The sequence below is a fragment of the Vibrio natriegens NBRC 15636 = ATCC 14048 = DSM 759 genome (genome assembly GCF_035621455.1).
GTDB classification, from domain to species: domain Bacteria; phylum Pseudomonadota; class Gammaproteobacteria; order Enterobacterales; family Vibrionaceae; genus Vibrio; species Vibrio natriegens.
Genome location: NZ_CP141822.1, coordinates 735,547 through 760,702 on the forward strand (window position 1 = coordinate 735,547; position 25,156 = coordinate 760,702).

Sequence of the window (25,156 nt, forward strand, 5' to 3'; positions counted from 1 at the left end):
GCGTCATCAGTTATTAATCCTAAGTGGCGCTTAATTATCCATTTTTTAATATTTTCTTGATGTCATCCTCATTCTTGTATGAAGAGTGAATCTTGATTAACCCTTGATTGATAGCGTGCTGACACGCTTTTCTTATGTCGCCGGTTGCAAAGCTCGCTGCTGGCGCGTTATCAATAGCTTTGAGGAATACCCAATGGCTTTGTTTATCTTGCAAGCTGATTTCTCGCGCAATATGCGTTGCCAGTAGGAGTAAATCCAGCAGCTCTGCATCATTAATTGCCGTGTAGGCTCGTGGCAGGAACGGGTAGTCACTGATTCCCATGCGAATAGTACGATTAACATTATGCTGATTAGCAAAGTCATCCACCCAAGCCTGAAACTTATCAAACATCATTTCTGCTGACGCGTCTCTATCAGCGTTGGGTTCGATGTAAAGCAAGTTCGCATCTGAGAAGTGATACAAACGAGCGGGCTTTTTGATCTTTTCTGCCAGGAACTCACCAAACGCTCGCTCTAACTCCAGCCCTGCTTTGTAACCATTTTGAACGTACATACTGCGTAAGAAAGGCAGGTCGATCATCACAAAGCGCAGACGGTCATTGAGAGGCTCGTGGATTAACTCGCCAAGCTGCCACTGTTCGAAGGTGTCACTCGATTTCTTCAAAGAGCGCGACAGTTTTACATTCAACATGCGCAAGTTATTCAGGCGAGAGCGTGAGTGTGTGAACAGGTCATTACGTAGTTTATCTATCTGACCTGACTGGCGCTGAATGATGACGCCACGGCGCATGATGAACAAAAACATCACTAAGACGGTAATAAATAGAGCGAAAGAGATTTTTTGGAATTTACGGTGTTCTCCTTCGACTTGTGCCAAGCGTTCAGTTAAGCCAACGTAGTGAATAGTCTGCTCTGCGAACTCTTTTTGCTGACGGAATGCATCTTCGCTGATCTGGTTTAACTGCACCTGCTCCAGTTTTACTAAGTTGGTGTATTTTTTATATGCCTGTAACGAAAGCTGGTATTCACCGGCTTGCTCGTAGCCAAGCCCAAGATAACGGTAAGACTGCTGCTTGATAAAGTTATTTCCTGTAGCCGTCGCGTCAATGAACATGAGCGCTTTTTGCGCATTTTCAATTACGCTTTTACTGTCATTCTGATGATAAGCAAGACCCGAGTGAAGCAGGGCAGCTTTGGCCTTAAGCGCTGGAATGTCGGCATATTCGAGCAGTTCAGTCGAGCTATCCAGATATTGCCCCGCCAGAGCGTAGTTATAGAGTTGAAGGTAAGTCGCGGCAAGGCTCAGACGAATATTGATCATGCGGTTGATACTTTTACTCGTACTCTCGTGATCCAATACATTGAAGTAGTGGACCAGTGCCAAGTTAAATTTACCCTGATAAAAGTAAATGTCACCCATCTGCTCAAGCACATCCGCCAGGATAGGTGAGTTTGGGTAAGAGTCGTAAAAGTCTGCAGCCTGAGATAAGTACTCGACTGCTTTATCGTATACGCGTCGCTCTTGGAATAGTCTTGCCAGTAATCGGTTTACTTTGGCCAGCCTGGCCCCACTATCGCTTTCAATCGATTGCCAGTAACCGTATAAAAGCTCAGAAAGCGCAAGATTGTATTTTTTCTCGTTGAGGTAAAACTCGCCAACCGTGGTGTAGTAATCGATGAGTGCCAAGCTGGAGCGAGTTTGTTCCAGCATCTCTTTTGCTTCGGCATAATAACTTTCTGCTTTGACACTATCACCACGATAGGACGCTAAAAGCGCACGTTGCATGACCAAGCGATAACGAATGCTATCAGCACGCTGTAAAACGGCATCTTCTTGATTAAGCGTATTCTCTATTTGGTCCAGAGCTTCTTCCGCAGCAGCGTAATTTTTATTTCCAGTCCAGATCATCTGGTTTCGGATCAGTTGCACATCCAGATACAGGTATGGAAGCTCGTATTTTTGTGCCAGAGTTTGCGCTTCATTGAGGCTTTTGATTGCTGCACTGACATCCCCCAAAGCGAAGTTTGCTTGGGCAATAATTTTATGTGCTTCGATGGTGCTGTTTGGGGTTCGGATGCTACGGTCGGTTTCTTCACGGGACATGGCAGAAGGACCATCACTTTCACTGCGTTCTATCAACTCTCGCTGCAAAAGGTAGTTGGTTGCTGCTTGTCTTGCTTGTGAGGGATCGATTTCCGCCAGTTGTTGGGCTTCATTAAGTAAAGTTGAAGATAAAATGGTCGCGTGAAGCGGCTGTGCCAGCAGTAAGCAGAAAAAGCCAATCAATTTGAATATACGCGATCTGTCCCAAAACATCCTTTCGTTCCCTCGAACTGGTTTAGATTTTTTGATAATACCATGCTTAGGTATTAAAAACGTTCGGCAATCCAATAGATTGCCGAACTTGTTTTTACCACTGAATAATTACTGACGAGCCATGCGGTGGTTGTGCTCTGGCTTGGCGTTCTCGGTGGAGCGGTAAGGGTTGATATCCAAACCACCACGGCGAGTATAGCGAGCAAACACGGTCAGTTTGCTTGGGTGACAATATTTCATCAGGTCAGTGAAAATACGCTCGACACATTGCTCATGAAACTCATTGTGCTCACGGAAAGAAACGAGGTAGCGCAGCAGCTTCTCACGGTCTAGCTTCGCACCCTGATAGCGAATTTCAACGCTGCCCCAGTCTGGCTGGTTGGTGATCAGGCAGTTTGATTTCAGCAAGTGGCTATGTAGCGTCTCTTCGACTTGCTCTTCACCAGCAGCGCCTTCCAGTAAGGATGCATCAAAATCGTAGCTGTTGATTTCGATGTCTTGATCATCAATACATTCACCTTCCATCGTGACGATAGGCTGATTGGTGTAATGAGTGACCGGATTTACTTCAACAATGACTTGCTCACCAGCGCAAGCCGAAAGATCTTGTACTAAACGCTCGGTCACCTCTTGCCAATTTGCAAAGCGAGTTTGGTTGTAACTGTTCAGGTACAGCTTAAATGACTTGGACTCAATTAAGTTAGCGCTGGTCGCAGGAATGTAAACTTCTGCAACGGCCACTTGTGGCAGGCCTTTGCTATTGAGCCACGACAGTTCATACAAGGTCCAGATGTCATGACCCATAAACGGCAGGGATTCACCTAACTCAAGGTCATCGCGGTTAAGGCTACGCGGTACAGGTTGCAGCAAGCTCGCATCATATTGGTTCGCGTACTCGGTCTTTTTACCCAGAGTCAGCCCTGCAAGCTCTTTAGCGTTGGAATATTTGCTCATACTTTGTGGTCGTTTTCGATTAGAATGGAGAGAATTTTACTGAATCCGCTGATTAATTGCTATCTGGCAAATATTGCAGGCAGATAAACAAGGAATAGGAGACCTTCATGACCCAAACCGTTACTCAGGCGCTACAAGATTTTAGCCTACGCTATCAACAAGCTTGGCAAAATAAGCACAATGAATTGCCATTCAGTGAAGAGCTTGCTGATCTTGTATCTCCATGTGTTGAAGAGAAACGAGATGGGGCGGTCTTATGGAAAGCGTGTCTGCGTGAAGAGCAAGCTGATTTCACCAATGTTGAAAATGCGATTGAGCTGACGTTGCATGATGACATTAAAGCTTTTTATGGTTCGCAATACAGCGCAGACATGGAAGCGATCTGGAAGGGTAACGAACTGACATTGTTGCAGGTGTGGAGCGACGACGATTTCGACCGCCTACAAGAGAACATTCTTGGTCATCTGGTGACACAGCGTCGTCTCAAGCTTAAACCAACCGTTTTTATTGCTGCAACAGACGCAGAGCTGGATGTTATTTCTATCTGTAACTTGACGGGCAATGTCATTCTTGAGCGTCTGGGTACTTCTCAGCGTGATGTTCTTGCCGATAATGTCAGTGAGTTCCTGACCAATTTAGAAGCTGCGGTGTAAACATGTACGTTGTTGAATTGCAGTTTGAGTGTTTTGATAACACTACCGTAAGCGCGGTTGATAAGGCGATTAATGGGTTAATGGACGCACTGCGTTATAACGGCCAGGTACTTGGTCGTGAGTTTCCTATTGTGATGGGCGATGGCGAGTTTTTTGTACGTGTGGTTTGCCCGGAGCAGGACAGCCTACACCCGCGTTACCATTCAGACTTTGTCAAAGTGTGTATGAATCGTTTGTCGGAAGCCTCTTTGCTCGCGCCGAAAATGCGCTTGCTTGGTCGTGATCTGAACTCTGAACAAGCAGCAGAAGAAGAGACACCAAGCTGGCAGGTGCTTTATACCACTTACGTACATACTTGTTCGCCACTGCGAAGCGGTGAAACCTTATTACCAATCCCTTTGTACCGCAATGATCCAACACTCAACGGCGACCATAAAGCGGTCATTAAGTGGCAAACGGAATGGCAGGCGTGTGATGAAATTCAAATGGCGGGCGGATGCCGTGCTGAGCATGCCGCGCTGCACGAGATATGTGATTCTGACAGTGTCCTGTTTCGCCGTGGTTGGGATTTACGTGGCCGTATTGAATACATCACTAAAATTCCGACGTACTACTATCAATACCGCGTTGGTGGCCAGTCACTTGAAAGTGAAAAAGCACGTAAGTGTCCTAAGTGTGGTGGTGACTGGCTATTAGACGAGCCCTTGCATGACATCTTCTACTTTAAGTGCGATGACTGCAGAATTGTTTCGAATATCTCTTGGGACCATCTCAAGTAACGGTTTTTGTATCTCCTGCTGAATCGAAAAGAAAAAGGGCTGATGTTTTCACATCAGCCCTTTCTGCAATGGTCAGCAGAGATGTTTGCTAAGACGGGTTATATTACCAGCCTTTTACAACGCCGCCTTTGAATAGCTCTTTCGCTGCTTCGTAAACTTCTTCAGTTTGGTAAGCTTTCACGAAGTTTTGTACGTTCTCAGCGTTAACGTTCTCTTCACGCGCTACAACTAGGTTTACGTATGGAGATTCTTTGTCTTCAACGAACACACCGTCACGCTCTGGAGACAGATCGATAGAGCTTGCGTATGTTGTGTTGATGATAGATAGCGTTACATCGTCTAGTGAACGTGGAAGTTGTGGCGCTTCAAGTTCGATGATTTCGATGTTTTTAGGGTTGCCAACGATGTCACGTACCGTTGCAAGCAGACCAACGCCGTCACGTAGTTCAATCAAACCTTGTTGTTGTAGAAGGATCAGTGCGCGACCTAGGTTAGTTGGGTCGTTTGGTACTGCGATACGCGCGCCATCTTGGATTTCATCAACAGATTTAACTTGCTTTGAGTAACCAGCGATTGGGTAAACGAATGTGTTACCTGCGATAGCCAGTTTGTAGCCACGGTCTTTAATCTGTTGATCAAGGTATGGCTTGTGTTGGAATGCGTTAGCGTCAACTGAACCGTCGTCTAGCGCTGCGTTTGGTGTAACGTAATCAGTAAATGTCACCAACTCAACGTCTAGGTTGTACTTTTCTTTTGCGATTTTAGCTGCAACTTCCGCAACCTGTGCTTCAGCGCCAGCAATAACACCCACTTTTACTTTGTTCACATCAACTTCTTTATCACCACAACCAGTAAGTGCTAGAGCAGAAGCGGCTGTTACGACAGTCAAAAGACCTTTAAGGCTAAATTTCATCGGTATCTCCTTATAATTTATGTAATTTGATGCTTATCTGTGATCCACGCGGCGTACCACTGCGTCGCCGATAGACTGAATAATTTGTACTAGAACAATGAGCATGACGACGGTAACAGCCATGATTGTCACATCGTAACGGTGGAAACCGTAACGGATTGCAACGTCTCCCAAACCACCGCCGCCAACGGTACCTGCCATTGCAGAGTAGCTGACCAAGGTTACGAGTGTAATTGTCACTGAGTTAACAATAGTCGGCATTGCTTCAGGTAGCAGAACTTTTGTAATGATTTGTACAGGTGTGGCACCCATAGATTGTGCCGCTTCCACTAAGCCAGTTGGTACCTCAAGTAGGGCACCTTCGATAAGGCGCGCAACAAACGGAATGGCACCAATGGTGAGCGGTACGATTGCTGCGGTTGTACCAATAAAGGTGCCGACCAGCATTTTAGTCACTGGGATAATCGCAACCATCAGTACAAGGAATGGCACAGAACGGCCCACGTTAACAATCGCGCCTAGAGTGCTATTAAGCTTAGTATTCTCTAGCAGACCACCTTTTTTAGTGATGTGCAAAATAACGCCTAAAGGAATACCAATAGCAAAGCCGACAATACCCGCAACTGCAACCATGTATACCGTTTCCCAGGTTGCCCCAAGAAGTAGATTGCTATTTAGGCTCAGCCATTCAGAAGCCGTATTAAAGGACATAACCAAGTACCTCTACTTTCACGTTGTGTTCACGCAGGTATTCGATTGCTGCGTTGTCATCTTGTTCATTACCAAACAGTTCAGCGACCATCATGCCGAATTTCACGCCACCGGCGTAATCAAGATCTGAACTTAGGATACTCACATCAATATTGTATTTGCGTGAAATCTGAGACATCAATGGAGCGTCAACCGTTGCGCCAGTGAACTCCATACGGACTAGCGGGTAGCTACCCTCAACACGGCTTGATTGAAGTCGAGCCTGGTAATCTTCAGGAATAGACAGATCCAGAGTCGAGCGAATGAACTCGTGCGCCAGTTCTGTTTTCGGGTGAGCAAAAATTTCACCCACGGTGCCTTTCTCAACCAGTTCGCCACCACCGATGATCGCCACTTCGTGACAGATGCTTTTAACCACTTCCATTTCATGAGTGATCAGCAAAATAGTGATGTTGAGTTTACGGTTGATCTTCTTTAATAACTCAAGGATTGATTGAGTCGTTGCCGGATCTAATGCGCTGGTGGCTTCGTCACAAAGTAGAACGCTTGGATCAGAGGCTAATGCACGAGCAATGGCTACACGCTGCTTTTGGCCGCCACTTAAGTTCGCTGGGTAGCTTTCATGTTTGTCTTCTAATCCTACTAGTTTCAGTAGTTCAGTGACTTTCGCATTGATATGCGATTTATCTTTACCTGCGAGTTCAAGAGGTAGGGCAACGTTGTCGAAAACGGTACGAGACGACAGCAGGTTAAAGTGCTGGAAAATCATGCCGATGTTACGACGTGTTTCTACTAGTTGTGTTTTGCTTAGTTTGGTCAGGTCAACGCCATCTACGATGATGGAGCCAGAGGTCGGAGCCTCTAACATGTTCACACAGCGAATCAGAGTACTTTTACCAGCACCTGACGAGCCGATCACCCCAAAGATGGTGCCCTTGGCGATATGTAGGTTAATGTCTTTCAGAGCCAGAATTTCTTTGCTGCCCTGGTAGAACACTTTATTGACGTTTTCTATTTCTATCATGTTTCAACCTGCATAGAGATATGGGGAACTTCGTTGTCAAAAACGGCTTTTGACAGAACTTAATTTTGAGCTCTATCTCAATTTTCAGTTGATGCTATGGGTTAAGATGATTTAAGTCAATAGATATTTTTACGTCTAGACGTCTAAATGTGCAAACGTTCTGATATCGGAACTTGGTTCTGTCAGAGGTGTATTTTCGAACATAAGATGAAAGCCCCCGAGATTCAACGATTCTTGAGACGTAGCGTGCTGATTTGTCTCAATGTCAATCTAAATAGATAGTGTTGAAGCTTATAAGGTATGTAATAATCTGCTTAAACCGAGCTAATAGAGAAATACGTTTTGGCAAAACCTGCTGTTTTTATCGACCGTGATGGCGTGATTAACGTCGATCATGGTTACGTTCATGACGAACATGATTTTGAGTACATTGACGGTGTGTTTGAAGCGACGAAAGCGCTGAAAGACCAAGGTTACATGTTGGTTCTTGTGACGAATCAATCTGGTATCGCACGCGGTAAATTCAGTGAAGACCGATTTTTATCTCTGACTCAATGGATGGATTGGAACTTTGTTGATCACGGCGTTGAGTTTGACGGCTTCTATTACTGCCCGCATCACTCTGAAGAGGGCATTGGCGAATACAAGCAAGATTGCGACTGCCGTAAGCCAAAGCCGGGTATGTTCATTTCTGCACGTGACTTCCTGAAGATCGACATGGAAAAATCGGTCATGATTGGCGATAAAGCGGAAGACATGATGGCAGCAGAAGCCGCTGGCGTAGGGACCAAGATTCTTGTACGTACCGGCAAACCAATTACTGAGCAGGGTGAAGCGCTAGCGACTGTAGTATTGGATAGCATTGCTGACGTTCCTGCATATTTAAACAAATAACATCATCGCTATATTTTTAAAGGGAAGCACTGGCTTCCCTTTTCTCTATTTGTTGTTAAAGTTCATTTACCTAAGTTTCTACCCACTTTATTTGATCACCTATGAACAAAAAACTCACCATTCTTGATATCGCAAAACTGGCTGGCGTTGGTAAGTCGACGGTAAGTCGTGTGCTCACGAACGATCCCAAGGTAAAGCCAGAAACGCGTGAGAAGGTTGAAAAAATCATTCGTGATTCAGGTTATGTTCCTTCCAAATCCGCTCAGTCGATGCGTGGAGGAAGTCAAAAGGTGGTGGGCGTGATCATTTCTCGTTTAGATTCACCATCAGAAAACCAAGCCGTAGGCACCATGCTTCGTGAGTTATATTCTGCTGGTTATGATGTGGTGATCATGGAAAGCCAGTTTGATCGCCAAAAAACCATTGAGCATCTTGAGGTTCTTAGACGTCGCAATGTAGATGGCGTGATTGTATTTGGTTTTACAGGTTGCGATGAGAAGGCCCTCGCTGAGTGGGGCAGTCGTATTGTGGTGATTGCCATGGATACGAATGAGGTTTCCTCTATTAATTATGATAACCAGGGCATTATCGATATGGCGCTCTCTCACCTAGAGCAGCAATCGCTTTCTCGTATTGCCTATATCGGTGTAGATTCTGATGACAGAACCACGGGGTTTGCCCGTTTGAATGCTTACCAGTTGTGGTGCCAGAGCAGAAATATCCAGCCTTGCTTTAAGACCGGAGCACTTAGCCATGAGAGTGCTTATCAGTTGGTCGATCACGTATTACAACAAGACACCCAAGCCATTGTTTGTGCCAGTGATACGCTTGCACTTGGGGTTATTAAACGTCTACAAGAGTTAGGACGTGAAGATGTTGTCGTCACTGGCGTGGGCGGCAATGAACTCCTTTCTTTTCTTTTCCCGAATATCTTCAGTGTCGATCCTGGTTATACGCATGCAGGCAAAAAAGCCGCTAACATGCTGATTAATCAGTTGAGCGGCAATGACTCTTTACTCCACTTCACCCAGAAACCTGTCAGCCACCACGGCTAGATGTATATGCCATAGTCGCATAATGAGTGTTCTGCTCTAGACTTAGTTTGTGATCCTTTTCAATTAATGGGACTGTTCCCATTTTGTTTTTTATCTTCAGGTGGCAATATAAAACCACTTCGTGGGAATGTTCCCATTAATAATAAATACAAAGAAAAGTTAAACATATCCAATACAGGGTGGGCAAAGTTATGAGTAAGATTGCGCGTCAAGATGTACAGCGTCTTATTGAGCTGGTCGGTGGGCCAGACAATATTGCAAGTGTGAGTCACTGCTTAACTCGTTTACGTTTTGTACTTAATAATACTGAGCAAGCTGACATCAAGCAGTTAGAAGCTCTGTCTATAGTAAAAGGCTGTTTTACCAACGCAGGTCAATTTCAGGTCGTTATCGGTACTGAAGTCGATGAAGTGTACAAGGTACTGATCGAGATGACGGGTAAAAGCGAAGCCAGCAAAGATGAATCAAAAAATGCCGCGCGTCAGAACATGAACATCGTTGAGCGTGGCATCTCTCACCTTGCTGAAATCTTCGTGCCTCTGCTACCAGCTATCATCACTGGTGGTCTGATTCTTGGCTTCCGTAATGTGATTGGTGACATCAAGATGTTTGATGGCCAAACGCTGACCGAAATCAGTCAGTTCTGGGCGACGGTCCATTCATTCCTATGGCTGATTGGTGAAGCGATCTTCTTCTTCCTGCCTGTTGGCGTCTGTTGGTCAACAGTGAGAAAGCTCGGTGGTACGCCGATTCTGGGGATCACGCTCGGTGTGACTCTGGTCTCTCCGCAGTTAATGAACGCCTATTTGATTGGTAAACAAGTACCGGAAGTGTGGGATTTCGGTTGGTTTGTGATTGAAAAAGTGGGTTATCAGGCACAGGTGATTCCTGCCATGCTCGCGGGTATCGCACTGGCGTATATCGAAAAATACCTTAAACGTATCACTCCGTCTTACTTGTATCTGGTTGTGGTGCCATTTGTTTCCATCATTATTTCGGTGATTCTTGCACACTCTATCATCGGTCCATTTGGCCGCATGTTAGGTAACGGTGTGGCATTCGCTGCTAAGGCTGCCATGACGGGAGACTTTGCCATCATTGGCTCGACAGTCTTCGGTTTCTTGTACGCGCCATTGGTTATCACCGGTATTCACCACACCACCAACGCCGTGGATTTACAGTTAATGCAAGAGCTTGGCGGCACCCCAATCTGGCCTTTGATTGCACTTTCAAACATTGCTCAGGCATCAGCAGTGGTTGGCATCATTATCATCAGTAAAAAACAAGATGAGCGTGAAATCTCCGTTCCGGCGGCAATCTCCGCTTATCTGGGTGTGACTGAGCCTGCAATGTACGGCATCAACCTGAAATACAAATTCCCAATGCTAAGCGCAATGATTGGTAGTGCTTGTGCGGCGGCAGTTTGTGGTAGCGCCGGCGTAATGGCGAACGGTATCGGTGTGGGTGGTTTGCCGGGCATCTTATCTATTCAGCCTCAGTTCTGGGGTGTGTTCGCATTAGCAATGTTGGTGGCGATAGTGGTCCCAGCTGGCTTGACGCTGATTCTTTATAAGCGCGCAAAAGCGAAAGGTGAACTTGAAACGGCAAACGCATAACAAACTTAAATCAGCGATGGCAATGGAGAATGTCATGCCATCGCTTTTTTCCCAATTTAAAACAGCCATTCCTGACTACGTCCTTTTGAGCTCAGGAGTGCTTGATCTTTAACCATGACTGTCATGGTGACTTTTTAATTTAATGGTAAGTGGGTGTTAGAAATGGCAATGACCAAGCAAGATAACAGCTGGTGGAAAACCGCAACAATCTACCAAATTTACCCGAAGAGTTTTTGCGATAGTGACAGCAAAGGCACGGGTGATATCAAAGGGATCATTTCTAAACTGGATTATTTAAAACACCTTGGTGTGGATGCGATTTGGCTAACGCCTGTATATGCATCGCCAATGATCGACAACGGCTACGATATATCCGATTACTACTCGATCAATCCTGACTTCGGCACAATGGCTGACTTTGATGAGTTACTGGTGGAAGCGCACCAGCTGGGTATCCGAATTATCATGGATATTGTCGTCAATCATACCTCGACTGAGCACAAATGGTTCCAGTCTGCGCTGGGTGATAAAAATAGCCCATATCGCGATTATTACATCTGGAAAGATCCGGTAGAGGGGGCAGAGCCCAACAATTGGCAATCCAAGTTTGGTGGAAACGCATGGGAACTGGATGAAGCAACCGGTCAGTACTACTTGCACCTGTTTGCCAAGGAGCAAGCGGATTTAAACTGGGAAAACCCAGTAGTGCGTGAAGAAGTCAAAGACGTGATCAGCTTTTGGGCAGAGAAGGGCGTGGATGGTTTCCGTCTTGATGTCATTAACCTGATATCTAAACAGCAAGACTTCCCGAATGATGAGCGTGGCGATGGACGTCGTTTTTATACCGATGGTCCACGAGTGCATGAGTATTTACAGGAAATCAGCCAAGCGGTATTTCAGAAGTACGGCAGTGTAACGGTTGGAGAAATGTCTTCGACAACCCTTGAGCACTGTCAGCAATACTCCTCTTTAGACGGTAAAGAGCTTTCTATGGTGTTCAATTTCCATCATTTGAAAGTGGATTACCCCAATGGTGAAAAGTGGACCAAAGCACCGTTTGACTTTCTTCAGCTCAAACAAATCTTTAATCACTGGCAGACAGGGTTAAACGGTAAAGGTTGGGGAGCGCTGTTCTGGTGTAACCACGATCAACCACGTGTGGTCAGCCGACTTGGTGATGATCAGCACTACCGTGTTGAATCGGCGAAGATGCTGGCTGCGTCTGTTCACATGATGCAGGGCACGCCTTATGTTTATCAGGGTGAAGAGATTGGCATGACCAATCCGGGTTATACGGAGATCAGTCAGTATCGCGATGTCGAAAGTACCAACATGTACGACATCATGGTGAATCGTGATGGTGTTTCACACCAAGAAATGATGGCTATTCTGGCTCAGAAGTCCCGTGATAACTCGCGAACGCCTATGCAATGGAATGGCCAACCGCATGCTGGTTTCACCAAAGGAACGCCTTGGCTCGAGGTCGCGCAGAATTATCCGCAAATCAATGCCGAGTCTGCTGTAGCAGATTTAAACTCCGTATTTTATTTCTACAAGCGCTTGATTGAACTGCGCAAACAGATCCCGGTCATCACGGACGGCAGCTATGAAGATTTGCTGCCAGAGCATTTGCGTATTTTTGCTTACGCTCGCCAGAATGAATCCCAGACGTTGTTGTGTATCAATAATTACTATGGGGAAGAGGTGGAATGTGTCTTGCCAGAGCGTTTTGAGATAGCGAAAGCGAAGTGTTTGTTGTCCAACTACCATAATTCGGTAAGTTCGGTTGCCTCTCGACATCAGACACTGCGTCCGTATGAAACACGAATTTTATTGATTGAAGAGTAACTTAAATTTTCCTGAGATTATCTCCCCCACTAAAGGCTTTGGAATGCTCCCCAAAGCCTTTTTTCGTAGAGGTTACTGAGAGCCGTAGGTAACAGAGTATCGATGTGGTTTGTGGTTCATGGCGAGTACCAGATTGAGCGCAAACGCCCCTAAGGCTGACAAAGCGATTACCCAAGGTGAGACGAAGAACATCGACGCCAATACAATACACACATCAATCGCCATCTGACTCTTGCCGACAGAAATGCCAAATTTATCTTGGATAAACAAACACAAAACATTAAAGCCGCCCAGGCTAGAGCGATGACGAAACAAGATTAGCATGCCTAACCCCATCAGTAGCCCGCCCGCGACAGCACAATAGATTTCATTGACTGACTCTAATGAAATCAGTAAATAAAGATGATCGGCAAAAATTGAAACTAAAGCACCAGAAATAACACTATTGATGGCAAAGTGACGTCCAAAGCGTTTCCAAGCTAACAGATAAAAAGGGCAGTTAGTTAAAAAGTACAGCACACCAAAGGTAAAAGGTGTAAATTGGCTAATGAGCAAAGCCAACCCGGTGGTTCCTCCAGTAAGGAGTTGCGCGGATTGGAGAAAGAAAACGCCTTGAGCAACCAAAAAGGTACCTGTGAGAATTGCTATCCAGTCTTCTTTTAACGAGTGTTTTTCCATCAATTTACAGTCATAGGTGAGAAATAAGGCTGGCATCATAGTAAAAAGATGATCTTTTCGGTAGCTAGAGGCTAAAATTTACGGTAAACCTATGTAATTGCTGTTTTACAGGGTGTAAAGCACAAAATTGACAGTAATGACTGTTGTTTAAATGATTGCAACATCGACATGATATTTATTACTTGTCATCATGAAGAAACTGCATGAGAAAAATTTAAATTTTCTCTTTATGACCCAGATCAAATTATGTAGAATGCGCGCCATTAGGGTGACGGAAACGTTTGCGCTCGGTCATTAAACAGTTTTTTTGCCAATTTCAGTACTAATCTGAGTCAGGAGATACAGATGCTTAAGCGTGATATGAACATCGCAGATTACGATGCGGAACTGTTCGCAGCTATCCAGGAAGAAACTCTTCGCCAGGAAGAACACATTGAACTTATCGCTTCTGAAAACTACACAAGCCCACGTGTAATGGAAGCTCAAGGTTCTCAGCTAACGAACAAATACGCTGAAGGCTACCCAGGCAAGCGTTACTACGGCGGTTGTGAGTACGTAGATAAAGCGGAACAATTAGCAATCGATCGTGCATGTGAACTATTCGGTTGTGAATACGCAAACGTACAGCCTCACTCTGGTTCTCAAGCAAACAGCGCAGTATACATGGCGCTTCTGAACCCAGGCGATACAGTATTAGGCATGAGCCTGGCACACGGTGGTCACCTGACTCACGGTTCACCAGTAAACTTCTCTGGTAAGCACTACAACGTTATCCCTTACGGTATCGACGAAGCTGGTCAAATCAACTACGACGAGATGGAAGCGCTTGCGATTGAGCACAAGCCTAAGATGATCATCGGTGGTTTCTCAGCTTACTCTCAAATCGTTGATTGGAAACGCATGCGTGAAATCGCAGACAAAGTTGATGCTTACCTATTCGTAGATATGGCTCACGTTGCTGGTCTTATCGCAGCAGGCGTTTACCCAACACCAGTACCATACGCACACGTTGTAACAACAACGACGCACAAAACACTAGCAGGTCCACGTGGTGGTCTTATCCTGTCTAACGCTGGCGAAGACATGTACAAAAAGCTGAACTCAGCTGTTTTCCCTGGTGGTCAAGGTGGTCCTCTAATGCACGTTATCGCTGGTAAAGCTGTAGCGTTCAAAGAAGCTATGGAACCTGAATTTAAAGCATACCAAGCTCGCGTTGTTGAAAACGCGAAAGCAATGGTTGCTCAGTTCCAAGAGCGCGGTTACAAAATCGTTTCTAACGGTACAGAAAACCACCTGTTCCTAGTTGATCTAATCGACAAGAACATTACTGGTAAAGAAGCTGACGCAGCACTAGGCGCAGCGAACATCACAGTAAACAAAAACTCAGTACCAAATGACCCACGTAGCCCATTCGTAACGTCTGGTATCCGTGTAGGTACGCCAGCAATCACTCGCCGTGGCTTCACAGTAGAAGACGCAAAAGAGCTAGCGAACTGGATGTGTGACGTTCTTGATAACATCGACAACGAAGAAGTTATCGAAGCGACAAAACAGAAAGTGCTAGATATTTGTAAGCGTCTACCAGTTTACGCATAATTGTTCTTCATAGAGTGAGCCGATTTCGGTGTCGAACATACTCATTTGCTCGCGCAAACTCCGTGTGTTCTCCTAGAACTCGACTCATCTACTTTGAACATTGATATATTAAAGGTCCTCAATTGAGGGCCTTTTTGTTTGTCTGGCGTTTGGAATGGCTTTTTATCATCATTTGCTAGATACAAAAAAATGCCAGACACAAAAAAAGGTTGGCGAAGTGCCAACCTTTTTAACTTTCAGAATCAATGGATTACTTGATTTCTATACCTTGAGCCTGCATATCGGCATGGTATGAAGAGCGAACAAATGGGCCACACGCTGCGTGTGTAAAACCAAGTTCCAGCGCGATCTCTTTAAGCTCATCAAACTCTGATGGTGGAACGTAACGTTCTACTGGCAGGTGGTGACGGCTTGGCGCCAGGTACTGACCAAGCGTTAGCATCGTTACGCCGTGTTCGCGCAGATCTTTCAGTACTTCGACGATCTCTTCTTTAGTCTCGCCAAGACCCATCATCAGACCTGACTTAGTCGGTACATCTGGGTGCTGTTCTTTGAATTTCTTCAACAGTTGTAGAGACCACTTGTAGTTTGCACCCGGACGAGCTTTGCGGTAAAGACGTGGCGCAGTTTCCAAGTTGTGGTTGAAAACATCTGGCGGGTTATCTTTCATCAGATCAAGAGCGACGTCCATACGGCCACGGAAGTCAGGAACCAAAGTTTCAATCTTGATGTTAGGGTTCAACGCACGGATCTCGCGGTTACAGTCAGCGAAGTGTTGTGCACCACCGTCACGCAGATCATCACGGTCTACAGAAGTGATTACTACATACTTCAGCTTCATATCAGCGATGGTTTTCGCCAGCTTTTGTGGCTCTTCCGCTTCTGGTGGTAATGGACGGCCATGAGCAACATCACAGAAAGGACAACGACGAGTACAGATTGCGCCCAGAATCATAAAGGTCGCAGTACCGTGGTTAAAACATTCAGCCAGGTTCGGGCAAGATGCTTCTTCACATACAGAGTGAAGCTTGTTCTTACGCATTGCTGCTTTAATGTCTTGGATTCGTTGGCTATCGGCTGGTAGCTTGATCTTCATCCAATCAGGCTTACGCAGCACTTGTTTCTGCTCTGTAGGCATGTTCTTTACTGGAATCAATGCCATTTTGTCGGCGTCACGATATTTAACGCCTTTTTCCATCTGGATTGGTTTGCTCATGCTTTATTACCTTGAGAAGGTGCTTCTGTGCTGAATTCCACTTGCTCGTAGTCGAGCAAAGTAACGAGTTCTTCTATTAGTTGCTTTTCTACAGCTTCCACATCGTCCGGTCCACCAAATTGGCTTACCTGAACCATTTCCATGCCTTGATACCCGCAAGGGTTAATGCGCAGGAATGGTGTTAAATCCATATTGACGTTTAAGGCGAGGCCATGAAAGGAACAGCCTTTACGAATACGTAAGCCGAGAGAGCATATTTTTTTACTATCGACGTAGACACCAGGAGCGTCTGGTCTTGCTGCAGAGTCGATATTGTATGCTTTTAGCGTGTTGATCACGAGGTTCTCTATGTTGGTAACGAGATCTCGTACTCCTAATTTTTTGCGACGCAGGTTAATCAGGAAGTATGCGACTAACTGGCCCGGACCATGGTAAGTCACTTGACCGCCGCGGTCGCTTTGCACGACAGGAATATCACCAGTGTTGATCAGATGCTCGGCTTTACCTGCCTGACCTTGAGTAAATACTGGGTTATGTTCCACCAACCAAACTTCATCAGGTGTTTCTTCTGTACGTTGGTCTGTGAACTCATGCATTGCCTTCCATACGGGCTCATAGTCCTGGCGGCCAAGTCGTTTTACAACAAGTTGGTGTTGCATGGCATTTCCTGTCGCGATTATATAAAGTGTTTGGATTATAAACTGGATAATCCTTCTACTCTACCATTGAGTAACAGTTTTTTAACTCAAAGGTAAGTATTTTTCTACTATCTTGTTGATATGTAAAAAGAAAGCAGCCGAAGCTGCTTTCAAAAAAAATTTAATTTATCAAATTTTTATAGAACCATACGAACGATGTCGATTTCGCCCAGTTCTTTATATAGGACTTCAACCTGCTCGATTGAGGTCGCTGTGATATTGATAGACACCGAGTGGTAGTTGCCCTTCGCACTAGGTTTTACTGTTGGGCTGTAGTCACCAGGTGCATGGCGCTGAATCACTTCAAGAACAAGTTCTGGAAGCTCAGGCTTTGCATGACCCATTACCTTGTAAGTAAAAGAACAAGGGAACTCAAGCAGGTCTTTTAATTTAGCATCAGAGTTGATGGTTAGCATATCGGTAACTCCAGTTGGTATTCGTTGCGGTGCGAAATAGTACAGTCAATTTAAGGTGAACTCAAGGCAAGGATTATTGACTTAAAAAGCCGCCATAATCGGCGGCTTAATGAATCGGTTTGTTAATCTTTAGCTGTCTTTAGAAGAAGCTCTTAACTAACAATACGATGTAATCCCACATACGGCTGAATAGGCTGCCTTGTTCTACGGTTTCCAGTGCCATTAGCGGGTATTCGGCAATATCTTCACCATCGATTTGATAGTATAGCTTACCAACTACATCACCTTTATTAATTGGGGCTTCTAGCTCTTTTTCAAGTACGAAGCTTGCTTTTAGATTCTTAGCTTCACCACGTGGAAGGGTTACGTAAGTATCTTTATCCAGGCCAAGTGCAACCGTGTCTTTGTTACCCATCCATACTTTTTCTTCTACGAATGTTTCGCCAGCTTTATGTGGAGCAACAGTCTCGAAGAAGCGGAAGCCGTAACTTAGCAGCTTTTTACTCTCTGATTTACGAGCGTTAGCATCTTTAGTGCCCATCACTACCGCAACCAGACGCATTTGGCCTTCAGTTGCAGAGCTTACCAAGCTGTAACCAGCGTTACTTGTGTGGCCTGTCTTGATACCGTCAACGTTCATGCTCTTATCCCAAAGCAAGCCGTTACGGTTGTATTGGGTAATGCCGTTGTAGGTGAACTTCTTCTCAGCGTAAACGCGGTACTCGTTTGGTACATCACGGATAAGCGCTTTACCTAGCAGTGCCATGTCGTATGGCGTTGAGTAAAGTTCTGGGTTATCTAAACCGTGCACGTTGGCAAAATGAGAGTTACTCATACCCAGCGTGTTTGCCCATGCGTTCATTAGATCAACGAAAGCATCTTCCGAACCGGCGATGTGCTCTGCCATTGCCACACATGCATCGTTACCTGATTGGATGATAATGCCACGGTTCAGGTCTTTTACTTTTACAGTGGTGCCAACTTCGACGAACATCTTTGAAGAGTCCGGGAAGTTTTTCGCCCATGCGTTTTTACTGATGGTTACATCATCATCTTCTGAAATATTACCACGCGCTAGCTCTTGGCCAATAACGTAGCTGGTCATCATTTTGGTCAGACTAGCAGGAGACAACTTTGTGTTCATCTCTTTCTCTGCCAGTACTTTACCTGAATGGTAATCCATCAGTACGTAGCCTTTCGCTGCGATTTGAGGAGAGTCTGGTACCACGATCGGTGCGGCAAGAGCTGATTGAGCAAAGGTTGCTGAAAGAACAACGGATGAGACGAGAATAGATTTCACAAACTTATTTTTATTCATGGTAATTCAAATTTTTGGGTTTAACTGCGGACATCTTATCAGAATCCCCAGCGATAATCAGAGGGGATTCAATGAGAAATCCATGAACCTACGTCATTTTACAGTGTTGTGTTTTTTAATAAATGCAGACGAATAGCCGAGCAATTTTACTTTATCCAGTGTGGCTTGCGTCAGGGAATAGTCACTAAACGGGCCTAATAACAAGCGATACGACTCTTTCGCATTTTCAAGGAAAGTATCCGTATCCAGCTTTTGACCGAGTTCTGAGCCTAAAGTTCGGGCGCGATTTTCATTTTTTGAAGATGCGACCTGAATTACGTATTTAGGATGCTCGTCCAAAGACTTTTTGTCGGTCGGTTTATCTACGCTGATGACTTCAATTTTGACATTCGCGGTGCCTGTTTTAAGTACATCTAACTTATGTGCCGCCGCGTAGCTTAAATCAATAATTCGGCCATCATGGAATGGACCTCGGTCATTCACGCGTACTACCGTTGTTTTGCCGTTATCGGTGTTGGTCACTTTGACGTAACTAGGCAGAGGCAGTGTTTTGTGTGCCGCTGTCATTGAGTACATGTCGTAGATCTCACCGTTGGACGTCAAATGACCCTGAAACTTCTTACCATACCAGGACGCTCGTCCTTGTTCGGTAAAGCCTTTCGCGTCGCGTACAATTTGGTAGTTCTTACCAAGGAGATGGTAATCTCTGTTGCCGCCTAAGCTGTATGGTTCGTACTTAGGGTAGGCGTCTTCAATATGATCCACTGAAAGTGGTGTGTCTGGCGCGACATCAGACTCAAGTTCGTAGCGGCCATCTTGCTGAGTTTTCTGGCTGGTTGATGAGCATCCAGCCAAAATAACTGCAGAAAAAACTAAGGAATATAAAGCGCGTTTTTGCATGTCTAGGTCGCCTTAGAGAATGCTTTTCTGTGCGTATGAATTGACATTAAAATACCAAAGCCAGCCATCAAGGTCACCATTGAAGTGCCACCGTAACTGATGAGAGGTAACGGTACGCCTACGACGGGCAGGATGCCACTTACCATGCCGATATTTACGAAAATATACACAAAAAAGCTAAGTACAATACTGCCTGCCATCATTCGTCCAAATGCGGTCTGTGCTTGGCTAGCAAGGTACAGGCCTCGACCAATAATGAAGAGATAGATGGCTAATAAGCAAAGAAAACCAATCATACCCCATTCTTCAGCAATTACTGCAAAGATAAAGTCAGTGTGTCGCTCTGGCAAAAATTCCAACTGAGATTGTGTCCCGTGTAACCAGCCCTTACCTGAAATACCACCGGACCCAATCGCAATTTTACTCTGGATGATATGGTAGCCCGCACCTAAGGGGTCAGACTCTGGGTTAAACAAGGTTCGTACACGCGTTTTCTGATACTCACGCATCAGGAAGAACCAAAGAATTGGAATAAAGCCACCCAGAGCAACAGCCGCAGCCGCAATGATTCTCCAACTGATGCCCGCAAGGAAGATAACGAAAATACCGGATGCCGCGATCAGGATCGAGGTGCCTAAATCAGGCTGTTTCGCAATCAATATGGTCGGTACACACACCATGACTAAGGCAACCATCAAGGTTTTGAAGGTTGGCGGAAGTGGCTGACGACCAATATAACGAGCCACCATTAGCGGCACGGCCAGCTTGAGTAATTCAGATGGCTGGAATCGGACGAAACCAAGGTTTAGCCAACGTTGGGCACCTTTGGACGCTTCACCAAAAAACAGCACGCCAAAAAGCAGGATGACTCCTGACGCAAACATCAAGGGCGCGAGACTCTCGTAGGTGCGTGGAGAAAGTTGTGCAAGCACTACCATCACCACAAGAGAGAGCACCATACGCATGGCCTGACGATCCATCATCGCCAGACTTTGGCCGCTCGCGCTGTACATGATCACCAAGCCAAATGCCATCAACGCTAAAATGCCAAGTAAGAGTGGCAAGTCAATATGGAAGCGTTCAAACAGGGCTCGGTTTTTACCTGTAGAGGGATCCATTTTCATTATTGCGTTGCCTCTTGCTTAACGTTGTTTTCATCTTCTTCAGGCTCGATTTTTTCCGGGCCAAGTACGACACGGTCAAAGATTTTTCTTGCTACAGGCGCACCATTACTTGAGCCGCCACCCGCGTTTTCAAGAACCACAGTCACGACTACTTTTGGATCATCAAACGGTGCAAAACCAGTAAATAAGGCGTGGTCACGCAAATGTTCGGCGACTTCATCTGCCTTGTACTCTTCGTCTTCAGCCAGTCCGAATACCTGAGCGGTACCGGATTTACCGGCGGTTTCGTAGCTCATGTCGTAAAACGAACGACGAGCTGTACCTCGAACCCCATGGTTTACACGGCGCATGCCTTCTTTCGCCATATCCCAGTACTTTTTCGGTACGTCTTTAATCGGCGGATAACTCAGGTATTCCTCTGAGTGCTGCTCGTCGAAATCGCCACCATTGTTGATGGAAGCTTTAAGCAAGTGTGGGGCGGTAACGGCTCCGTCGTTGACCAGCACTGAGGTCGCTTTAGCGATTTGCATCGGCGTTGCAGTCCAGTAACCCTGACCAATACCTACCGGGATCGTATCGCCTTTATACCAAGGTGTTCTGTGGCGAGACATTTTCCACTCACGAGTCGGCATGTTGGCTTTACTTTCTTCGTAAATATCAATTCCGGTGTAATCACCAAAGCCGAACATCATCATCCAGCTGGAAATTCGATCGATGCCCATATCGTAAGCCACTTGGTAGAAGAAGGTATCCACGGACTCTTCAATTGATTTGATGATATCAACACGGCCATGTCCCCAACGCAGCCAGTCGCGGAAAGGGCGAGTGTCGGAATTTGGAATACGCCAGTAGCCAGGATCATTACGGGTTGTTTGTGGAGTCACAACGCCTTCTTGCAGCGCGGCAACGGCCATAAATGGTTTGATGGTTGACGCTGGTGGATAAATACCTAATGTCGTTCGGTTAACCAGAGGTCGGTTTTTATCGTTAAGTAGCGCACGATAAGCCTTACCAGAAATACCATGAACGAAGGCATTGGGATCGTAGCTCGGGCTAGATACCATCGCTAGCACACCGTTATCTCTTGGGTCGATAACCACGGCACTGCCGCGACGACCATCAAGCAACTGGTGCACATAAAGCTGCAGATTAATGTCCAGGTTCAAAACAATATCTTTGCCAGGAACGGGTGGGACATATTTCAGTGTGCGGATCACCCGACCACGACTGTTCACCTCGACCTCTTGGTAGCCAGCAGTTCCATGGAGAATATCTTCGTAATATTTCTCAATACCGAGCTTACCGATGTCACGGGTCGCTTGATAGTTCGAGGCTTTTTCTTCACGAATCAGGCGTTGTATGTCTCGATCGTTGATGCGAGAAACATAGCCAATCACGTGGGTAAGCACTTCACTAAATGGGTAGTAACGTTTTAGGGTCGCACTGATTTCTACGCCGGGAAAGCGATATTGGTTGACTGAAAATACGGCAACCTGCTTTTCATCCAGCTGAGTGAGAAGAGGAACAGATTTAAAGCGACGGGTACGCTTTCGCTCACGATGAAAGCGTTCAATTTGCTCTGGTGTGATTTCCAGAATAGTTTGCAGCTCTTTGATGGTCTCATCAATGTCTTTCACTTTTTCTGGAGTCAGCTCCAGGTTAAAGACAGGGCGGTTTTCCGCCAGTAACACACCGTTGCGATCGTAAATAAGCCCGCGGTTGGGCGCAATTGGTACGATTTTAATACGGTTGTCGTTAGAGCGAGTTTGGTAATCTTGGAACTGGTTCACCTGAATGTTGTACATGTTGGCGACCAGGGCTCCCATCAAAATGACGATACCGATAAATGCAACGATAGCGCGGCTGGCAAACAGGCGCGCTTCGGCTTGATAATCTCGAATTTGACTGCGGCGTCTATGAATCATTAACGCTTGGCTCTAAAGTTAAACAGCGATTATTCGCGATGGTAAGGGTGGTTAGCGGTAATGCTCCACGCTCGGTATAAGCTTTCAGCCATAACAATACGTACCAGAGGGTGTGGTAACGTTAAGGCTGATAATGACCAGCTTTGGTCTGCGGCTGCTTTACATGCTGGAGCCAGACCTTCAGGGCCACCGATTAAAATCGATACGTCACGCCCATCGAGTTTCCAGGCTTCCAGTTGTTCAGCCAGTTGTGGGGTATCCCACTTTTTGCCAGGGATATCCAGAGTGACGATACGGCTCCCTTTTGGCACTGCGGCCAGCATCGCTTCGCCTTCTTTTTGCAGAATGCGCGCTATGTCGGCGTTCTTGCCACGTTTTCCGGCAGGAATCTCCACGAGTTCAAGTGGCATATCGTGCGGGAAACGACGGCGATACTCTTGAAAGCCTTCCTCGACCCACTTTGGCATTTTTGTACCAACAGCAATGAGTTGAATTTTCAAAAGATTAACCCCAGAGTTTTTCTAGTTGGTACAGCTCGCGGTGTTCTTCTTGCATCACGTGCAGCATGGCATCGCCCATATCCAGAACTACCCATTCACCTTCGTTCTCACCTTCCATGCCCAAAGGTTCAAGACCTGCTTTTTTTACTTCAGTCGCAACGTGATCAGCGATGGATGAAACGTGGCGTTTAGATGTGCCCGTGCAGATGATCATGTAATCTGTCACGCTTGATTTGCCTTCCACATTCAGGATGATGATATCTTCCGCTTTCATATCGTCGGCTTTATCAGCTAGAAAGTCTTTCAGTTCTTCGCGAAGCACTCGGTTTTCCTCGGTTTGTCTCTTATCTCTAAATAGTTTTGCGCTAATCTGGCAAAACGGGTCGCGCACTATATCACGCTTTGGTTTTTAAATTGCCAGCTTAATATCAGGAGAGCCGGTTTCCAGGCTCAATTGATGCATAGTTGGCCAGACGGATTCGTCATATTGGGTTTTAGCTTTTATCTCTGCCTGAGTAAGAAGAGACACAAGCTTAAAGATTTTTCTGGCTGAAAGACGAGTCAAGGCTGCGTTATACAAAGGGCGTTTATTTTGCCACACACGGTATTTTTCAAACACTTGGTTTATGTTCATCTTGGTCAAATCCTGATGCATGCTCAGCAGTTGGTTGAACTCTTTTTGCACGCTACGAATAAGAATCACCGCCTCCACGCCTTCAGCTTCAAGCTGACGTAAGATACGTTGGGCACGGTTAGCTTTTCCTGCCAGCAAAGCATCAATCCAGTTGAAGGTTGTAAAATGGTTGTGCCGACTTAACGCTTCCTCTAAACGCACGATGGTGAGTTCGCCATCAGGGTAAAGTAGAGCGAGTTTCTCTAAGCTTTGCGACAGTGCAAACAGGTTGCCCTCGTGCCACTGAGCGAGCATTTGCAGCGATTGCTGGTCCGGTTTTACTCCAAGTTTGCGACAACGAGCCTGAATGAACATTGGCAGGCGCTGGAGGTCTGGTGTCAGGCAACTTACCCAGTCACCTTTCGCGCTGAGCGATTTAAACCATTTACTGTTTTCCTGCGCCTTAGTCAGCTTACTACCGATGATGACCAGCATGATGTCGTCATGCATCATGTCTGACAGTGCCTGCAGTTCTTTGCTTATTGCGGTGTTGATGCCACTTTCTGGTATTTCGAGCTCAATGAGTTGGCGGCTGGAGAACAGGCTGAGCGCTTGAAAGCAGTCATAAACCTGATTCCAATCTAAGCTCGCATCAACCGCAAAGCGATGCTTTTCTTCAAAACCGTGTTGGAATGCGGTTTTTTGGATTGCTTGACGGCTTTCTTGAATTAATAGTGGTTCATTACCAAAGATCAGGTAAATCGGCTTGATGTGCTTGGCTAAATGATCCGCCAGCTTGTCAGCATATACTCGCATGTTACTTAAGAATTCGTGTTCGCAGTTGGCTGGTTAATTTCGCCAGACTCGTATTCTGCACGCACTCGTCCTAACTGACGCATCATTTGCTTGGCAGCTTGTAAGTGCATTTCATCTTTAATCACGTCGCGTTCAACCGACTTAGCCAAGGCTGTCAGTGGGTTATCCAGATAGTTGCGATTGACTGTAGTGGTGTAGTTCTTCGTGCCATAACCCGGGATCGTGACACGGTATTGTACAACGTAAGTCAGTTCTTTCTCTGCCGCACGGCTGTTTTGGTAAAGCGATAGCGTGCGCTCTTCAAGGCTTGTCTCAATCAGATGTAAGTTTGGTACGCTTGACGATGGTTGAACTAATTCTACTTTATTCAGCGTGAGCTGAGATTTCACGTAGCGGGTTAGCTGGTTGTATTCATCGTAACTGGTGAATGACATGGTGTGCAGCTCTTCCGGTACAGAGTATTCGCCGCGAAGGTGAAAACCACAGGCAGAGAGAAGTCCGGCTAATACCAATACCACAGGTAGTTTAATCAAAGAGAAAAAGCGCATTGATTGTATTCATCCTAAATTGCATAAGGGGGATATTTACCTTA

The 25,156-nt window shown here is 45.8% G+C and carries 24 protein-coding genes; 7 read left to right on the forward strand and 17 right to left on the reverse strand.

The annotated features are described in order from the left end of the window. Positions 1-34: 34 nt before the first annotated feature. Positions 35-2,317 (reverse strand): tetratricopeptide repeat protein, encoded by a 2,283-nt coding sequence (locus tag VER99_RS03325; RefSeq protein ID WP_020333711.1) that lies wholly within the window; start codon positions 2,315-2,317, stop codon positions 35-37. A gap of 108 nt (positions 2,318-2,425) precedes the next feature. Next, positions 2,426-3,271, reverse strand: a complete 846-nt coding sequence (gene queF / locus VER99_RS03330; RefSeq protein ID WP_020333712.1) for an NADPH-dependent 7-cyano-7-deazaguanine reductase QueF — start codon at positions 3,269-3,271, stop codon at positions 2,426-2,428. 107 nt (positions 3,272-3,378) lie between these two features. Between queF and syd the strand changes: the two genes are divergently transcribed. After that, positions 3,379-3,924, forward strand: coding sequence for a SecY-interacting protein (gene syd, locus VER99_RS03335; RefSeq protein ID WP_020333713.1), 546 nt, complete (start codon positions 3,379-3,381; stop codon positions 3,922-3,924). A gap of 2 nt (positions 3,925-3,926) precedes the next feature. Beyond that, positions 3,927-4,703, forward strand: coding sequence for a Zn-ribbon-containing protein (locus VER99_RS03340; RefSeq protein ID WP_014231032.1), 777 nt, complete (start codon positions 3,927-3,929; stop codon positions 4,701-4,703). 103 nt (positions 4,704-4,806) lie between these two features. On the opposite strand, the gene VER99_RS03345 is transcribed toward VER99_RS03340, so the two are convergent. The 3 genes from VER99_RS03345 to metN are packed head-to-tail and all read right to left on the reverse strand — an operon-like array spanning position 4,807 to position 7,351. Beyond that, a complete protein-coding gene (locus VER99_RS03345) occupies positions 4,807-5,616 on the reverse strand; it encodes a MetQ/NlpA family lipoprotein (protein WP_014231033.1) in 810 nt (269 codons plus the stop codon). Between the two features lie 33 nt (positions 5,617-5,649). After that, the gene (locus VER99_RS03350) at positions 5,650-6,327 is read right to left on the reverse strand and encodes a methionine ABC transporter permease (RefSeq protein ID WP_020333714.1); all 678 of its coding nucleotides are present in this window, start codon (positions 6,325-6,327) and stop codon (positions 5,650-5,652) included. Then, complete coding sequence (metN, locus tag VER99_RS03355) at positions 6,317-7,351, reverse strand: methionine ABC transporter ATP-binding protein MetN (protein WP_014231035.1); 1,035 nt, start codon at positions 7,349-7,351, stop codon at positions 6,317-6,319. The genes VER99_RS03350 and metN overlap by 11 nt, the downstream gene beginning before the upstream one ends. A gap of 342 nt (positions 7,352-7,693) precedes the next feature. Between metN and gmhB the strand changes: the two genes are divergently transcribed. From gmhB to treC, 4 genes are all read left to right on the forward strand, one after another. After that, positions 7,694-8,245, forward strand: a complete 552-nt coding sequence (gene gmhB / locus VER99_RS03360) for a D-glycero-beta-D-manno-heptose 1,7-bisphosphate 7-phosphatase (protein ID WP_020333715.1) — start codon at positions 7,694-7,696, stop codon at positions 8,243-8,245. A 101-nt stretch (positions 8,246-8,346) separates the two neighbouring features. Beyond that, the gene (treR, locus tag VER99_RS03365) at positions 8,347-9,300 is read left to right on the forward strand and encodes a trehalose operon repressor TreR (RefSeq protein ID WP_014231037.1); all 954 of its coding nucleotides are present in this window, start codon (positions 8,347-8,349) and stop codon (positions 9,298-9,300) included. 191 nt (positions 9,301-9,491) lie between these two features. Then, positions 9,492-10,916, forward strand: coding sequence for a PTS trehalose transporter subunit IIBC (gene treB / locus VER99_RS03370; RefSeq protein WP_014231038.1), 1,425 nt, complete (start codon positions 9,492-9,494; stop codon positions 10,914-10,916). A 162-nt stretch (positions 10,917-11,078) separates the two neighbouring features. Continuing rightward, the gene (treC, locus tag VER99_RS03375) at positions 11,079-12,764 is read left to right on the forward strand and encodes an alpha,alpha-phosphotrehalase (RefSeq protein ID WP_020333716.1); all 1,686 of its coding nucleotides are present in this window, start codon (positions 11,079-11,081) and stop codon (positions 12,762-12,764) included. 72 nt (positions 12,765-12,836) lie between these two features. Here the strand turns inward: treC and VER99_RS03380 are convergent, their stop codons facing one another. Beyond that, the gene (locus VER99_RS03380) at positions 12,837-13,442 is read right to left on the reverse strand and encodes a YitT family protein (protein WP_014231040.1); all 606 of its coding nucleotides are present in this window, start codon (positions 13,440-13,442) and stop codon (positions 12,837-12,839) included. A 345-nt stretch (positions 13,443-13,787) separates the two neighbouring features. Between VER99_RS03380 and glyA the strand changes: the two genes are divergently transcribed. After that, complete coding sequence (glyA, locus tag VER99_RS03385; protein ID WP_020333718.1) at positions 13,788-15,038, forward strand: serine hydroxymethyltransferase; 1,251 nt, start codon at positions 13,788-13,790, stop codon at positions 15,036-15,038. A gap of 250 nt (positions 15,039-15,288) precedes the next feature. On the opposite strand, the gene lipA is transcribed toward glyA, so the two are convergent. The 11 genes from lipA to VER99_RS03440 all read right to left on the reverse strand — a co-directional run bounded on the left by lipA (position 15,289) and on the right by VER99_RS03440 (position 25,112). Continuing rightward, positions 15,289-16,254 (reverse strand): lipoyl synthase, encoded by a 966-nt coding sequence (gene lipA / locus VER99_RS03390; RefSeq protein ID WP_014231042.1) that lies wholly within the window; start codon positions 16,252-16,254, stop codon positions 15,289-15,291. Then, positions 16,251-16,913 carry a lipoyl(octanoyl) transferase LipB gene (lipB, locus tag VER99_RS03395; protein WP_014231043.1) on the reverse strand — a complete coding sequence of 221 codons (663 nt, stop codon included), beginning with the start codon at positions 16,911-16,913 and terminating at the stop codon, positions 16,251-16,253. The genes lipA and lipB overlap by 4 nt, the downstream gene beginning before the upstream one ends. A 176-nt stretch (positions 16,914-17,089) precedes the next feature. Further along, complete coding sequence (gene ybeD / locus VER99_RS03400) at positions 17,090-17,368, reverse strand: DUF493 family protein YbeD (protein WP_014231044.1); 279 nt, start codon at positions 17,366-17,368, stop codon at positions 17,090-17,092. A 139-nt stretch (positions 17,369-17,507) separates the two neighbouring features. Next, positions 17,508-18,686 carry a serine hydrolase gene (locus tag VER99_RS03405; protein ID WP_014231045.1) on the reverse strand — a complete coding sequence of 393 codons (1,179 nt, stop codon included), beginning with the start codon at positions 18,684-18,686 and terminating at the stop codon, positions 17,508-17,510. A 93-nt stretch (positions 18,687-18,779) separates the two neighbouring features. Further along, entirely contained in the window at positions 18,780-19,586 is an 807-nt protein-coding gene (locus VER99_RS03410; RefSeq protein ID WP_014231046.1) for a septal ring lytic transglycosylase RlpA family protein, read from the reverse strand. A gap of 2 nt (positions 19,587-19,588) precedes the next feature. Further along, positions 19,589-20,710 carry a rod shape-determining protein RodA gene (gene rodA, locus VER99_RS03415; protein ID WP_020333719.1) on the reverse strand — a complete coding sequence of 374 codons (1,122 nt, stop codon included), beginning with the start codon at positions 20,708-20,710 and terminating at the stop codon, positions 19,589-19,591. Then, positions 20,710-22,635 (reverse strand): penicillin-binding protein 2, encoded by a 1,926-nt coding sequence (gene mrdA, locus VER99_RS03420; RefSeq protein ID WP_014231048.1) that lies wholly within the window; start codon positions 22,633-22,635, stop codon positions 20,710-20,712. The genes rodA and mrdA overlap by 1 nt, the downstream gene beginning before the upstream one ends. A gap of 29 nt (positions 22,636-22,664) precedes the next feature. After that, positions 22,665-23,135 (reverse strand): 23S rRNA (pseudouridine(1915)-N(3))-methyltransferase RlmH, encoded by a 471-nt coding sequence (rlmH, locus tag VER99_RS03425; RefSeq protein ID WP_010446437.1) that lies wholly within the window; start codon positions 23,133-23,135, stop codon positions 22,665-22,667. A gap of 4 nt (positions 23,136-23,139) precedes the next feature. Then, positions 23,140-23,457, reverse strand: a complete 318-nt coding sequence (gene rsfS, locus VER99_RS03430; RefSeq protein ID WP_020333722.1) for a ribosome silencing factor — start codon at positions 23,455-23,457, stop codon at positions 23,140-23,142. Positions 23,458-23,544: 87 nt separating this feature from the next. Continuing rightward, a complete protein-coding gene (holA, locus tag VER99_RS03435; protein WP_020333723.1) occupies positions 23,545-24,564 on the reverse strand; it encodes a DNA polymerase III subunit delta in 1,020 nt (339 codons plus the stop codon). Between the two features lie 5 nt (positions 24,565-24,569). Next, positions 24,570-25,112, reverse strand: a complete 543-nt coding sequence (locus tag VER99_RS03440) for an LPS-assembly lipoprotein LptE (RefSeq protein WP_014231051.1) — start codon at positions 25,110-25,112, stop codon at positions 24,570-24,572. Positions 25,113-25,156 lie beyond the last annotated feature (44 nt).